This is a genomic window from Paenibacillus sp. RC67 (assembly GCF_030020805.1).
Taxonomy (GTDB): Bacteria; Bacillota; Bacilli; order Paenibacillales; family NBRC-103111; genus Paenibacillus_S.
Map to the genome: position 1 here is coordinate 1197733 of NZ_CP125098.1, position 14647 is coordinate 1212379.

9 protein-coding genes and 1 riboswitch are annotated in these 14647 nt (G+C 45.7%); of the genes, 8 read left to right on the forward strand and 1 reads right to left on the reverse strand.

Translation table 11 applies throughout. The annotated features are described in order from the left end of the window. The first annotated feature begins 50 nt into the window (after positions 1–50). Entirely contained in the window at positions 51–3608 is a 3558-nt protein-coding gene (locus tag QMA13_RS05565) for a CBM96 family carbohydrate-binding protein (RefSeq protein WP_282940056.1), read from the forward strand. 348 nt (positions 3609–3956) lie between these two features. Here the strand turns inward: QMA13_RS05565 and QMA13_RS05570 are convergent, their stop codons facing one another. After that, positions 3957–5276 carry an ABC transporter substrate-binding protein gene (locus QMA13_RS05570; RefSeq protein WP_282940058.1) on the reverse strand — a complete coding sequence of 440 codons (1320 nt, stop codon included), beginning with the start codon at positions 5274–5276 and terminating at the stop codon, positions 3957–3959. Positions 5277–5492: 216 nt separating this feature from the next. Between QMA13_RS05570 and QMA13_RS05575 the strand changes: the two genes are divergently transcribed. The 7 genes from QMA13_RS05575 to QMA13_RS05605 all read left to right on the forward strand — a co-directional run bounded on the left by QMA13_RS05575 (position 5493) and on the right by QMA13_RS05605 (position 14627). After that, a complete protein-coding gene (locus tag QMA13_RS05575; RefSeq protein ID WP_282940059.1) occupies positions 5493–6398 on the forward strand; it encodes a helix-turn-helix transcriptional regulator in 906 nt (301 codons plus the stop codon). 389 nt (positions 6399–6787) lie between these two features. Continuing rightward, the gene (locus QMA13_RS05580) at positions 6788–8827 is read left to right on the forward strand and encodes a beta-galactosidase (protein ID WP_282940060.1); all 2040 of its coding nucleotides are present in this window, start codon (positions 6788–6790) and stop codon (positions 8825–8827) included. A gap of 168 nt (positions 8828–8995) precedes the next feature. Then, entirely contained in the window at positions 8996–9502 is a 507-nt protein-coding gene (locus QMA13_RS05585; protein ID WP_282940061.1) for an ADP-heptose synthase, read from the forward strand. 399 nt (positions 9503–9901) lie between these two features. Further along, a riboswitch (cyclic di-GMP riboswitch) is annotated at positions 9902–9988 on the forward strand. A gap of 74 nt (positions 9989–10062) precedes the next feature. Further along, on the forward strand, positions 10063–12093 hold the full coding sequence (locus QMA13_RS05590; protein WP_282940063.1) for a methyl-accepting chemotaxis protein: 2031 nt from the start codon (positions 10063–10065) through the stop codon (positions 12091–12093). A gap of 263 nt (positions 12094–12356) precedes the next feature. Continuing rightward, entirely contained in the window at positions 12357–13007 is a 651-nt protein-coding gene (locus QMA13_RS05595; protein WP_282940065.1) for a GntR family transcriptional regulator, read from the forward strand. Positions 13008–13175: 168 nt separating this feature from the next. Continuing rightward, positions 13176–13520, forward strand: a complete 345-nt coding sequence (locus tag QMA13_RS05600; RefSeq protein WP_282940067.1) for a cupin domain-containing protein — start codon at positions 13176–13178, stop codon at positions 13518–13520. A 45-nt stretch (positions 13521–13565) separates the two neighbouring features. Then, on the forward strand, positions 13566–14627 hold the full coding sequence (locus QMA13_RS05605; protein ID WP_282940069.1) for a TAXI family TRAP transporter solute-binding subunit: 1062 nt from the start codon (positions 13566–13568) through the stop codon (positions 14625–14627). Positions 14628–14647 lie beyond the last annotated feature (20 nt).

The following is a 14647-nucleotide window of genomic DNA, read 5'->3' on the forward strand; positions in this document are numbered from 1 at the left end:
GAAAGACGGTTTGCTTTGTTCAACCACTTTTAGAAGAGGAGTGATGGTTTATGAAGGCTTTCCGACGGACAAATCCCGCCATCCGTACTTTGCTGATCATGGCTATTGCATGCTTATTAATGACCAACGGGGGCTCCTTGATTTACGCGCTCGAAACGAACAATGCCGCAATTCAGCTCCCGCCGCTGGCAGATACTTATATGAATGGGGGATCGCTCGCAAACACCAATTATGGTACGTCCCCGATACTTCAGGTTAGGACGTGGACCGGTGATCCGAATTATTCCCGGGAATCCTATATGAAATTTGATCTAAGTTCTTATACCGGGGAGCTGGGAACGGCAACGCTGAACGTTTATGCCGTTGTAAACAATGCTAACGGCAGTCCATTGGCTTTTCAATTGTACGGAATGGAGGACGATTCGTGGAGTGAGAATATGACGACCTGGAATGATAAGCCGGTCATGGACCATTATTTGGCTAATGTGAATGTAGGCTTGACCTGGAAATGGATTCAGGTGGATGTCACCTCCTTTGTGAAGGCGCAGCTCGAATCCGATCAGGTAGCCAGCTTCGGTTTTACTCAAGGCGCCAAGAGCGGTGCTCTTATCCATATCAACAGTAAAGAGAGCACAGCGAATCAGCCCTATTTGTCCCTATCGCACACCCGTGTTAATCCAGCGGCTCCAAAGTGGCCCTCCGGCGCCAGCGTTGAAGTTGTACAATTGAATGAGAACGGTCTTGATTTGAAATGGTCGGAACCGGAAGGTTCTGCGGGAAATTATCGTGTCCTTCAAAATGGCAAATCCATTGCAACCGTAACCGGCACTACCTATCATATTCCGACTCAAAATGCCGATATCGGCAAAACGTACACATTCAAGATCGAAGCTGGAAGCACTCAAAATCAGTGGAGCCAAGATGGCCCCTATGTAACGGTGAACATACCTATAACGGAGCTGAAACAAATCAAAACCGGAAATGTGTTTACCGAAAATGAACCGATCCAGTTCAAAGTAGCTGCGCTGCAGTCCACTGTTACATGGTCTGTCTACGATATGCAAGGCGCTAAAATATCTGAAGGAACAGGACACAATGACAAAGGCCAAATCCTTATTCAAGTCCCATTCTCCAAACGAGGCTACTTTAAGCTCGTGGCAACCGTGGGATCTACGAACCAGCAACCGCAAGTCTCATTAGAAACGTCGTTCGCTGTTCTATCGCCCTATGATTTTACTGCTGTAGCGGATTCTCCATTTGGGATCGCAACCCATCTGCATCGGGGACAGACCAGCACAATCCCGTTAATTCAACAGGCAGGAGCCAAATCGGTCCGGGATGGCATTGAGTGGCATGCGATTGAGAAGACCAAGGGAGTGTACACATTCAATCCAACTCCCGATAATTACATGGTTAAGCTCAAAGAGCAGGGTATCGGTATGGTGTTTGTGGCCGCATACAATAACCCGTTTTACGACAACAATGGAACTCCATATACCGATCAAGGGCGTGAAGGTTTTGCCAATTATGCTGAAGCGTACGTTGATTATTATAAAGATCAGTTGATTGCGATGGAAGCTTACAATGAGTTTAACGGTGGTTTTGGAAAAAGGGGCAACAGTCCCGCCAACTCCCGGCCAGAATATTATTTTAAATTATTGAAAAAAACGTATGAGACTGTCAAATCCCAGCATCCTGAATTCCCGGTCTTCGGCATTGTGGCTTCTGAAGATGCAGTGAGCTGGATCGAGGAAGTGTTCAAGCTGGGTGGGCTGCAATACATGGACGCAGTAACTCTGCATCCTTATCGTTACCCGGATGAACCAGAAGGCGTAGCCGACTCCATGGAGCAGATTAAGGCACTGATTCGCCAGTATAATAATGGCCAAGATAAACCGATTTGGATTACGGAATTCGGTTATCCAACCTTCAAAGCGGCTAATGGCATCGATGAAATTAAGCAAGCGAATTATTTGGTTCGTTACTATGTGTCGGCCATTTCAAGTGGAGTCGAGAAAATATATTGGTACGATCTGGCGAATGACGGGCTCCGTAATGACTATAACGAAGATAACTTCGGGTTGCTCCGAAATGCAGCTGACCCGCTCGGAGCGTTTGCTCCAAAGCCTGCTTATGCTGCTTATGCAGCTATGACAAGGGAACTCACCGGGTGGGAGTTTACTGGTGAAGAGTCATTAGAGTCCGACTTGAAAAGCTATCGGTTTGCCAAAGCCGGACAGAGTAAACGGGTCGTATGGTCACTGGCATCCGATTCGGCTGTTATCCGGACGAATCAACCTGTTGAAATTACAGACATGATGGGAAATGCGCAAATGTTTACGCCGGTGAATGGCAACATCTACATTACCTTGACTGGAGAACCTATCTATATCAAAGGGGAGATCCAAGGGATAAGCAAGGATGCAACATTTGCGGTTCACGGGGAAAGCTCGCTGACAGGAGAGCCGGTAACACTACAGGTTGAGATGAACAACACGAGCACCGAAGCACTTGATTATACCTTGGGAGTAGAGGGCAATTCCTATCCTCTTCACGCTGCTCCAGGTCAAACCAAGCTCCAGTCTGTTGTTGTTAGCGGGTTAGAGGAGCCAGGGACCCGACTGGTGAAAGGGGTTCTGAAATCCGGTGGTCAAATCGGCCTGCTTCAGCACGCAGCGACAGTGAATCAGTCTGAGTCGATCCGCATTCGTCCTATCACTAAGGATGCGACACCGCTCAGCCAATCGATCAAGGTGCAAGTGCAAAATCATTCGAAAGTGAACGCTTTACCTGTGCATGGAGTAGATTGGCAGCTTGGAGCTTTATCAGGCCATCAGGAACTGAATCAAGTGATGCAGCCCGAAGCAATAGGTGAGTTCGATGTTGCTCTGCAAAATATAGAGCTGGCAAAAAGCTATACGGCTAACGTGAACGTGGCTTACGGTAACAATAAATCATTCACTTATACGGGCTCTATCGAATTCAATCCGGTCTATAGCGGAACGGTTAACGTAGACGGAAATCCCGACCCGCTTATCATTGCAAAGCCGCCAACCATCGATTTATCCAAGGGTAACGTGAAGGTGAACGGTTATAAAGGGGCAGACGATTTAAGCGGCTCGCTATGGCTCAATCGGGATGAAAACTATTTTTATTTGACGGCATCGATTAAAGATGATATTTATGCTTTTCCGGCTACCGATGTGAATATGTGGAATAACGATAGCATTCAGTTTGCTATCTCGAACGGCTTGCCCGGCGAGGATCCGAATTATTATGAATACGGCATTTCACAAACCCCGGCAGGTCCTCAAATATACAGGTGGATAACACCCTCTGGTGTTGCCAAAGGCTTGGTTGCCGATGGAATCGTTCATATCGCGAGAGACGAGACTCAGAAGCTTACGACTTATGAAATGGCGTTGCCATGGTCGGAATTAGCGCCGATTCGGACAGAGAACGGGGTATTCAGTTTCTCACTGGTGGTCAATGAGAACGACGGTAATTTAAGAAGAGGGTATATCGAATGGGGAGGCGGAATTGGCGACGGCAAGGCACCAAGCAAATTCCGGACGATGCAATGGGTTCAGAGTCTATCCCAACAGTGAATCGATTGAAGTCGTAACGCAAAAAAAGAAGATACAGGCGCGAGCCTATATCTTCTTTTTTTAACAGTATAGATTTTATAAATTTCGGGGCTCCCCGCAAAGAGCGGTTAAGAAGAACGGAAGCAACGCAAAGCTCAGAGTAGAACAAAAGAGGGAATGGGTGTGGGGTGGAGGAGCGATAGCGTCCGCCTTTGAAGCTCGTGTTCCTACCGCTGAAAGCCTACAATTCAAAGGAACACGACTTCAACAGCGGCCGGAATCCCACACCCAATTCCCTCCCGACGCATAAACGTATGGGTTTAGACAAGGACCTGAGGCACAGCCTCAGGTTTTTCTTATAACAAGCAACTACTTAGTTCGGTTTTGCTCGATAAATTTATCCATCTGCTCGTTATATTGGCGCATAGCCGTGTTAACGTCCAGATTATCTTTCATGATTGTTTTCATAAGATTCGTAATCTGGTTAAACGCCTCGCTGGCAAATTCCGTTGGCGGGAAGGCTGGAGCAGGCTTGGTTTTGAATATGGCTTGAACGTTTTTCCCTTTAAGGAAATCAAGATCTTTACCGAATTCATCCTGGAATTTCTTATCCTTCAGCACGGAGCCTTTACCCATATGAGCCATATCCAGCTGTACTTCATCGGAGACGATGGTCGTCATGACCTTGAAGGCAGCGTCCTTTACCTTCGACGATGGGGACATCAGCATAAGATGAAAATCTGCTTGTGTGCCGATGCCGGGTCTTTCCGCAAACACCGGATACGAGGCGAAATCCCAATTATTCCACACATCTTTGACATCGGCCAAATTACCGAGGTTGTTCAAGCCTGCGAGCATGGCAATGGTGCGGTCCTTGACAAATGCATTCACGCCTGGACTGAAAGGCTGGACTTTATTGTTGCCTGGAATGCTGTAAATGTTCTTAACCATTTCCAGTACGGTTTTCCACTGATCGGTATTTACAATTGACTTGTAAGATTTAGGATCGATGAGAGGCAGAGACAACTGAGACGCGGGGCGATACACGGAGTCCGGCTCGAAACCGCGGTACTGCACGCCATTATCCATCCGGGTCATTTTTTTAGCTAATTCAGTCACCTCGTACCAAGTCATCCCGTCCTTAGGATAAGGGACTCCGAATTTATCGAAAATATCTTTATTATAGTACAGTGCATTAAACTGGACGTAGTAAGGAATTCCGACCAGGTAGTCGGTTTGATTGTTCGCTTTGACAGTATCGAGAAGCTCGGATTGGAATCGGCTTAGATCATAATTGTTTTCCTTTATTATTTTTGTCATATCCTCTTGGATGCCGAGCAGCTTCGTTCCTTGCAGCGTTAATGAATTGGTCACGTTAATATCCGGCAGGGCACCTGCTACGAGCAGCTTTTCGAAGGAGTTGTTTTTATCATCCAATTTGACAATATCGACGGTTATATAAGGATATTTCTTCTTCACAGGATCAATGATATAGCGTTGAATTTCGTTATCGGTTAAATAGCTGGGGCGGACTCCGAATGTAACCGTTACGGGGTCTTTATTTTCCTCCTTAACTTTAGATTGATCTTTGCCAACAGCTGTCGGCTCCTTGCCTCCACAAGCAGAGAGCAAGCCTGCCAGGATGACAAGACTTAGTAAAGCTCCGTTTTTTCCACTCCATTTGAACATCGCTTTTGGACCTCCTAAAAATATCGTTGTAAACGATTCCAGTAAGTAAAATTATAGAAATAGAAGCAAAAAAATGATATTCTAATTTTTAATCAATATTTATTCAAAATTGCCATTTGTTGTTTTTTAATGTTAAAAAATTGTTAAGGATTAAGGGAAGATGAACATTCAAATTTGCTCTGTTCATATTCTATGGAGTGGGAGCGGTGGGGAGAGATGGCTAAGTCTGTCGAGACGATTGCTGAGGCAAGAAATGAGCTGGTCATTTATCAAAATCCGCTGTTGTTCTTGAAAGTGTGGGAGCTGCAGCGCAATAACGTTCATATCGGGGATTGGCATTATCATAAGGAAGTTGAATTACTAGCCATTTTACAAGGAGATTTGGATGTATACACGAAGAACACGGCCCTTACTCTGCATGACGGCGATGTATTCATACTTGGCTCATCCCAACTGCATAGGTCGGATAGAAGTACGGCTCCTCTTCGCTATGTGGTGCTCCAAGTGAACCTGGCCCAATATTTGGATCAGAGCACGCTGCCCTTCCTGCACGGGTTCTCGGAGCTGACGAATCCGCTGGACGATTTGAACTATATATTCTCCAACTATCCCGATGCCCGGCGGGAGGCTCATCACTTGATCCTGCATATTTTCGAGGAAATGCAGGGGAAACGAAGAGGATACGAAATGGCTATTGCCATAGCGGTTAAAAGTCTGATGCTGCTGCTTGTCCGTAATGACAAACAAGGTCTGCTCAAGGGATCGGAGGACATCGAAATTATTCGATTAAAGCCAGTGCTGAACTACGTCGATGCGCACATTGGGGAGAAGATCACGGTGCATGACGTCTGCAGTCTGCTGAATTTGAGCTATCATTATTTTGTGAAATATTTCAAAAAAGTGATGGGAGTGACTTTCGTCGATTATGTCAATTTTAAGCGGATAAAAATGGCGGAGTGCATGCTTCTAACTCAGGATCTCAGTATCGTGGAGGTTGGCTGCAGCGTCGGTATACCGAATGTGGCGCAGTTTTATAAAATGTTCAAGCGCTACAATCCATGCTCTCCAAAGGAATTCAGATCTCGGCTTCGCGAAGGGAGCGGGGAAGCTTCTTATCCTTAGGCTTATGAATCGTAGAAGTCGAAGCTTCGCCAGACTTACTGAATTAAAGCTGAGTAAATGCTGAGCGTTTGCTTAATTATGAAAGTAAGGCAGCTTTATTTCTGGTGGTAGTTTCATATCCTAATACCAGATTAAGATATTGAGATTGATGGAAGAATGATGGCCAACTTATGATAGGAATGATTGTACTTAAAGGCGTTAACACACCTCTTCATGTTGTTATATGTAGTACAGAAGATTTTAATGTAAGCGCTATCTGATTCGGGCGTTGTACCACTGTGTCATGAGGGCCGACAACTGGATATGAAGCTGGGGCATGGCGGAAGCCTGCACCTTATTGCTGCGGTGTAAACGAGAATATTACTAAGACACAAAGGATGCGATTGAGGATGATCAATTCGAAGCTGCCCAAAATATTTTATGGCGGAGATTACAACCCGGACCAATGGCCTAAGGAAATTTGGGATGAGGACATGCGTTTATTTAAGCTGGCAGGTATTGATGTGGCGACCGTCGCGGTGTTCTCGTGGGCACTCCTTCAACCGGATGAAATTACCTTTGATTTCACATGGTTGGATGAGGTGATGGACAAGATGGCACAGAATGGCGTTTATGCGTGCCTAGCTACTTCAACGGCGGCTGTGCCAGCTTGGATGGCCAAGCGGTACCCCGATGTTTTGCGTGTCACATCGGATGGCAAGCAGCGCAAATTTGGAGGAAGGCATAACTTTTGCCCGAGCAGCCCGTCCTATCGGCATTTCTCCCGTCTTATGGCCCGTAAAATGGCAGAGCGTTACGGCAATCATCCGGCATTAGCCGTATGGCATGTCAACAACGAGTACGGTGGCAGCTGCTACTGCAACCAATGCGAAAAGGCGTTTCGCGTCTGGTTGAAGAAGAGATATAGCACGCTGGATGCGGTGAATAAGGCATGGAATACCCGTTTCTGGGGACACACATTCCACGATTGGGATGAAATTGTGCTGCCAAGTGCCTTAACCGAGCAGCTTGGTGACGGGAAGACGACGTTTCAAGGTATTTCCCTGGACTACAATCGGTTCAACAGCGATGCGCTGCTGGAGTGCTATCAGGCAGAATATGAGGAGCTTAAAGCTGCAACACCGCACATTATGGTAACGACGAACCTGATGGGTACTTTTAAGCCGCTTGATTACTTCAAATGGGCAAAGTCGATGGATATTGTGTCTTGGGATAATTATCCTCGTTACGACACTCCTGTCAGTGTAACGGCTATGAGACATGACTTGATGAGGGGCTTGAAGGACGGCGACCCGTTCATGCTGATGGAACAGACACCGAGCCAGCAGAACTGGCAAGCCTACAACAGCTTGAAGCGCCCTGGGGTGATGCGTTTGTGGAGCTATCAGGCGGTCGCGCGGGGAGCAGATACAGTCATGTTCTTTCAGCTGCGGCGCTCGATAGGTGCTTGCGAGAAATATCACGGCGCGGTTATCGAGCATGCAGGACACGAGCATACCCGGGTGTTCAGGGAATGCGCTCAGCTTGGCGAGGAGCTGCAGCGTCTTGGAGACACACTGCTGGATTCGCGGCTTGATTCCAAAGTTGCCATCTTGTTCGATTGGGATAATTGGTGGGCGGTAGAGATGTCCTCCGGGCCAAGTAAAGAGCTCAAGTATGTGGATGAACTGATGAAATACTATAAGGCTTTGTTCGATCGCAATATCCAGGTTGATTTGATCGGTGTGGATACACCCCTTGAGTCATACAAAGTGGTAATAGCCCCTTTGCTGTACATGATGAAGCCAGGTTACGCAAGCAAGCTGGAGCAGTATGTACAGCAGGGAGGGCGGTTCATGACGACGTTCTTCAGCGGCATTGTGAACGAGAACGACCTTGTTACGCTCGGTGGCTATCCAGGAGAGCTGCGCTCCCTGCTGGGTATTTGGGCTGAAGAAATCGATGCGCTGCCTCCTGAAGCATCCAATGATATCGTCATGACATCGTCCTTCGGAGAGCTAGAGGCTGGAAGCACTTACGGCTGCCGCCTGCTCTGCGACTTGATTCATTCTGAGGGAGCCGAGGTAATGGCTGAATACGGCTCGGACTTCTATCAAGGAATGCCGGCGCTGACCCGCAACCGTTTCGGGCAGGGAGAGGCCTGGTATGTCGCAACGAGTCCGAACGCCGAATTTATGGACCGGCTGCTGCTCCGTATTTGCCAAGAAAGTGGAGTCGTGCCTCTGCTTCATACTCCCGAGGGCATCGAGGTGACACGTCGATCGAAGCAGGGCCAGCAGTACACCTTCGTACTCAATCATACTGACCGTCCGGTAGCTATCGACCTTGGAGATGTTGTGTATAAGGATTTGTTGAACGGAGAAGAACGTGCCGGCGTAGCGGAGCTTCCGGCCAAAGACGTTTGGATCTTGGAGAACGAGGCGCGTTAAAGTGGAAAGAATCTATTGAATCAGCCTATCATTAAGGTGCTTATACCTTGATGGATAGGCTTATTTGCTTAGGTAAGCTTCTGATGTGTAGAGACTGCAATAGTGATATAATGGGATATTAGAATGATATCCACTATAATCACTACAGACAGAGAGGGGGGCGGAGCGATGCGCAAAAGCTTTGTCATAGAAGCTGTAATGATTGCGGTATATGGAGAACTGCTCGTTCCTAGCCAACCGGTTGAATACCTCGTTCCTTATACTACAATTCGAGAGCTGTACGAGCTGAAGGACAGCAAGGAACCGATCATGCCGGATGCGGGCGATGAAACGCATGTTAGAGTGAAAATTGCTGAGCTGATCGAGCTGTTGGAAGAGCCATTGAACCGGAAAAAAATGGAGCGCGCCTTGAACGTTCCGTGGGCCAAAAGTCCACCGATGCCGTTAAATGAGGCGGTAACGTTAACAATGGTAAACTCCTACGATAATGAAGAATATGGTGAAGCCTTCGATCCAATCGAGACAGAGTTGGTATTAACTTCCATTCGAGAGCAAGTGCCGATTTTGACCGATCAGCCGGATTTTATCGAGAAAGTGATCGAAGCTTCCATTCAAGTCCAAGTATTTGATCTGGATGATTTTGAATTTGCTGTTGAGGAAGAAGGAACAATCTAGCCCTGTTTTGGGATAATCTTAATAATAAATCCATAATTTATTAAAAAAGCTGCGCATTTTGCAGCTTTTTTTTGTTATTAAGGAAATTGTATCCAGACCTGGGTACTGACTTATTATAGGGTTTTTCATAACCATGGAGGGCAAGTATGAACGCAGTTGTGCTGTTGTAATTTTGTCATAATTCCAAACATTTACTACTGTCCTTGTCGAAAGAACAATTACATTGTCAAAAAATGTATTGACTCAAGTATTGAGTATTATGTACTATGTATACAAAAGTAAAATTTTTGTTGTGTTTCATTGCACCCAAAGACCTACATGAGCTCGCTATCATTTTCGTGCAACTGCATCTAGAGGTGATGTTGAGGACATAATGGCATTCCTTTATTTAACAACTTCATATTAAAAAGGTAAATCCAATCGAAAGATGGAGACACAAAGCCACGGGTCTAAGGTTGCTTAAACTATGATAGCCGGGTTGCCAAAACAGAGGATGTTTGTATATTTTGGCTATTCAAATTTGAATAGCCATTTTTTTATTAACTTATGAGGAGAGGAATATGAACACAAAACGATTCTCAGCAATTTTCCAGTCACAGTCTTGGAGAAGCTTCAGAACGCAGCTGATGCTTGCCGTTATTGCCGTTATTTTTGTTACTGTTGCCGTTGTAGGCGGTTCTATGTACAAGTCATCATCGGATATGCTTAAGCAGGATATTGAATTGAACGTCAGTCAGCAGCTGGAATTAAATGCTCAGTTAATTACTCAATGGCGCGATAGAGTAACAGCGCAGATGAATGGGATTACCGGTCTGCCGGCGTTTGTAAAGGGCAATTCATTTGACGAACGTGTCGGAGTACTACAGGGCTATTTATCGAGAAACTCCGATTTTTTACGCTTCTCCCTCTTCGATACTCAAGGGCAAGGGCAGCAAATTGAGAAGAAAGCGATCGGAACCAAGTTTGACATCAGCTCACGTGACTATTATCAAATTGCCTTGACCGGCAAAACGTTAATTAGCGAGCCGATGATTTCCAAAGCGGATAACAGCATGATCATGAACGCGACTGCTCCGATCCGGGACGCTAACGGCACTATTACCGGTGTTATTACAGGGGCAATCGGTCGCGAGCAAATTGCAGCTATCGTTCAACGCATTCAGTTCGGCCAGAGCGGTTATGCCTACATGGTTAACGATAAAGGAGATATTTTGGCCCATCCGGATGCCAGCAAGGTGTTGACGGAAAACATTCTGGAAACGGCAGAGACTCCTGAACAAAAAGCAAGCTACGAACAATTCCTGCAAATGCAAGAGCCGTTTATCGGTTATATAAATGAAAATAAATCCAAACATTTGGTTGGTGTCCGGCAAATTCCAGACAGTGTATGGAAGCTGGTGGTGACTGCACCTTATTCTGAATTTACAGAGACTTTGGATAAGATGTGGCTGCGCACGCTCTTGGTAGGACTCATTATTATGGTCGTTGGAGTTGCTATTGCTTTGTGGCTGGGACGAACGATGTCTCAAGGAATTATTCAAGTAGGACAAGCAATGAACCAGTTGGCGCAGGGCGATTTGAAGCAGCATCTGAAGGTGCGCTCGCGCAATGAGGTAGGACAGCTGGCAACGGATTTTAATACGATGACGGAGAACCTAAGGAGCTTGATCGGTCAAGTATCTCTAAATTCCGAACAGCTTGCCGCCACTTTCGAGGAATTATCGGCCAGTGCGGATCAAAACTCCGTCGCTTCCCAACAAATAGCTCAATCGATACAAAAGGTAGCGGACGGCGCGGACGTTCAGGCTCACGGAGCTATGCAAAGCGCTAATGCGATGGAAGAGATGGCATCCGGTGTACAGCGAATTGCTCAAGGAACTTCCGTTATGGCGGAGAGTGCAATTAAAACCTCGGATGAATCGGAAAAAGGGAAAGAAACGGTTGAGAAAATTTCGTATCAAATGGATAATATCCACGCTAAGGTAAACGAATGTACTTCTGTTATCAATCGTCTGGATGAGAAGTCCCAAGAAATCGGTGATATTGTCAAATTAATCACGGAGATTTCCTCCCAAACGAATCTGTTGGCATTAAACGCCGCCATTGAGGCTGCACGTGCTGGCGAGCAAGGTCGCGGATTTGCTGTAGTTGCACAGGAAGTCAGAAAGCTCGCGGAACAGTCCGCCCAGTCTGCCAACGAAATTACAGCATTGATTCGGCAGGTTCGAGACGATACCGTCCTAGCGGTTGAAGCCATGAACGAAAATGCAAAAGAAGTAGAAACTGGCATTCAGGTCGTTGCCGATGCAGGTGAAACCTTCGACCTTATTTATAAAGCAGCACAGGAAGTAGCGGATCAGGTACAGGAAATTTCTGCTGTGGCTCAAGAAATTGCAGCAGGTACAGAGGAAGTATCCGCATCATTGGACGAGTCAGCGAACATTGCTAAGGAATCGACTCATCTTGCTCAAGAGGTTTCGTCGTCTGCACAGAAGCAAATGGCGTCGATGGAAGAAATTACGGCAAGTGCGGGCGATTTGAGCAGAATGGCTCAAGAGCTTCAAGGACACATCGGTCACTTCAAAATTTAGGGTCAGCTTCAGGAAACCGACTTATCGGCCATAGAGACAAAATCCTGTTCTTTGAAATGTTCCATATAGAATGAAATAAAAGTGGGCTATCTGAATCAGATTAGATAGGCCCCTTACCTGTTTTTAGTTACCCTAAGGAGAGCAGGTTGGATAGGTATAATATCTCATAAAAGTGTTGACCACCTATTGTGTATCACGTATTATGTGTACATGAAATAAATGAAAAAATTGGATAAAGCAACCAGATGTGAGGAGTTGTTGATTTGAAATTTAACATGAATCCGATTGTTAAACATACGACAACGAAGGAGAGAGCCTATAACGAAATTAAAAAGGTGATTCTTAATGGCTATATTTCTTCAAAGGAAATTTTCACCGAAGTTCAACTGGCTAACTCCTTAAACACATCGAGAACTCCGGTTCGCGAGGCGCTGCTGGATTTAATGAAAGAGGGCTTGATAACCTCCATTCCGCGCAAAGGAATGTCCATTCGCAAAGTCACCGAGAGTGAAATCGAGCAAATCTTTGTTGTAAGGTCATCCATAGAGAGCGAAGTAATGAAAAAACTAGCCGAGACGATTAACGAAGAGCAGCTCGAACAATTGAAATACAGCTGTGAGCAGCAGGAAAAGGCGATGCAAGAGAGCGACGAGGTTGGATTCATTCATTTAGATCAGCAGTTCCACAGTACATTGATTCATTTTGCAGGCTTTGAGCTGATAGAGCAGATTTTGCTCAGTTTTCACAATTTATCTCAGCTGATCGGTCTTAAAGCGGTGAAGAAAAGCAACCGGATGCAAGAGGTGCTGCTGGAGCATTTGAAAATCATATCGACGCTGGAACGAAGAGATCCCGAAGCAGCGGTCCTTACGATGATTGAGCATCTCAACAGAACGAAAGAATCTATCGGATAAATATAAAGCGAAAACGTTTTACAGAGAGTTTCGATATCAACATGTATACACCACACAGAATACTGAATATTTAGAAAATTTAAATATTGCATTTTATTTTGCGATGGAGGTGAGTTATTAGAACTCTTTACAGAAAGTGATTCATCATGATGAGAGGAGAAGTGGCAGATGGGAAAGCCTGAGTTGGAATTCACGGATTTTCGCGAGTTTGAGGAGAAGCCCTTCAGTGCTGTGGAGGGGCTGACAGAAAGAGTAATAGCAAAGGATCCTGATTCGGGAGTGGCCACGCGCATTCTTATTTTCGCGCCGAATACGGATACGACTCCTAACGGAGTGCAGATTCATGATTTCTGGGAAGAGCTCTATATTATTGAAGGATCCATCATTGATCTGAGCTTGAATCAGGAGTTCACGTCAGGCATGGTGGCATGCAGGCCTCCTGGAATGAAGCATGGACCTTGGATTTCACCTAACGGCTGCAAGACGTTTGAGGTTCGATATTACTCTAAGTAATTACGAAGACAAGATGACATTAACTAAACCAATGGAGGGACAATAATGAAATTTTTTAACAAGCGTTTTATGACGGCAAGTGTATTGAGTTTAATGTTAGTAGCTACGATGGGATGCGGTACCAAAGGGGATGCAAAAACTCCTGCAGCAGCACCGGCAGCGGCTAACGCTCCGAGCAGCACGATTCCGTCGAATGTTAAATTCGCTACCAATACGCAAGGCAGCGCATGGTATGTGTATGGTGCATCCATTGCGGAAATGATGCGTCCTGTACTTAAAAGCTCGACCATAGACGTCCTTCCATTCTCTGGCGGAGTAGGTAACGCTACAATGCTGAAGGACAAAAAAGCGGACATCGCATTATCCTTCAGTATTACAAGCAAATGGGCCTATGAAGGCAACATCGCTTACACCGATAAACAACAAGACCTGCGCGCACTTGTAGGCTCCATGGACCAATATTATGTTGGGCTAGTAGCCTCTAAATCCTTCGTTGACAAAAATGGAGTGAAATCGATTAAGGATATCGCCGACAAGAAGCTTCCCGTCCGCATTTATACGAACACCAAAGGAAGCTTGGCGGAATTTGCTACAAGACAAGTACTGGAAGCTTATGGTCTAACTTACGACACCGTGAAAAAATTCGGCGGTAAAGTAGAGCTGACTTCCAATGACGTTATTCAAACTGCATTCCAAAACGGCGAAGCCGATCTTCACATTCTTGTAATGCCAAAAGGACACCCAACCATCAGTGAAATCGCCGTACATACTCCAATTGCTTTTGTACCGATGGAGAACGATGTCGTCGACAAGTTCAAGAAAATGGGTTACCAAGCTGCTACTTTGCCTAAAGATTCCTATAAAGGACAAACCGTTGATGTACCGACTATCGGGTTCTCCAGCATGATTTTAACGACAATTGGCTTGAATGAGGAACTCGCTTATAACATAACCAAAACCATTATGGAAAACAAAGAAAAGCTGGTTAACGCGCATGATGCTCTAAAGGATTTCGATACGACTAAGGCCATGGATCCTGCAAGCATCAATGTTCCACTGCATCCAGGAGCTGAGAAATACTTCAAGGAAAAAGGATTGCTAAAATAATAATTGGAAGAGAGGACAAT

What these genes read in the sequence shown, in the direction of transcription:
- QMA13_RS05565 (WP_282940056.1), top strand. Translation starts at nt 51, where the DNA reads ATGAAGGCTTTCCGACGGACAAATCCCGCCATCCGTACTTTGCTGATC.
- QMA13_RS05570 (WP_282940058.1), bottom strand. Translation starts at nt 5,276, where the DNA reads ATGTTCAAATGGAGTGGAAAAAACGGAGCTTTACTAAGTCTTGTCATC.
- QMA13_RS05575 (WP_282940059.1), top strand. Translation starts at nt 5,493, where the DNA reads ATGGCTAAGTCTGTCGAGACGATTGCTGAGGCAAGAAATGAGCTGGTC.
- QMA13_RS05580 (WP_282940060.1), top strand. Translation starts at nt 6,788, where the DNA reads ATGATCAATTCGAAGCTGCCCAAAATATTTTATGGCGGAGATTACAAC.
- QMA13_RS05585 (WP_282940061.1), top strand. Translation starts at nt 8,996, where the DNA reads ATGCGCAAAAGCTTTGTCATAGAAGCTGTAATGATTGCGGTATATGGA.
- QMA13_RS05590 (WP_282940063.1), top strand. Translation starts at nt 10,063, where the DNA reads ATGAACACAAAACGATTCTCAGCAATTTTCCAGTCACAGTCTTGGAGA.
- QMA13_RS05600 (WP_282940067.1), top strand. Translation starts at nt 13,176, where the DNA reads ATGGGAAAGCCTGAGTTGGAATTCACGGATTTTCGCGAGTTTGAGGAG.
- QMA13_RS05605 (WP_282940069.1), top strand. Translation starts at nt 13,566, where the DNA reads ATGAAATTTTTTAACAAGCGTTTTATGACGGCAAGTGTATTGAGTTTA.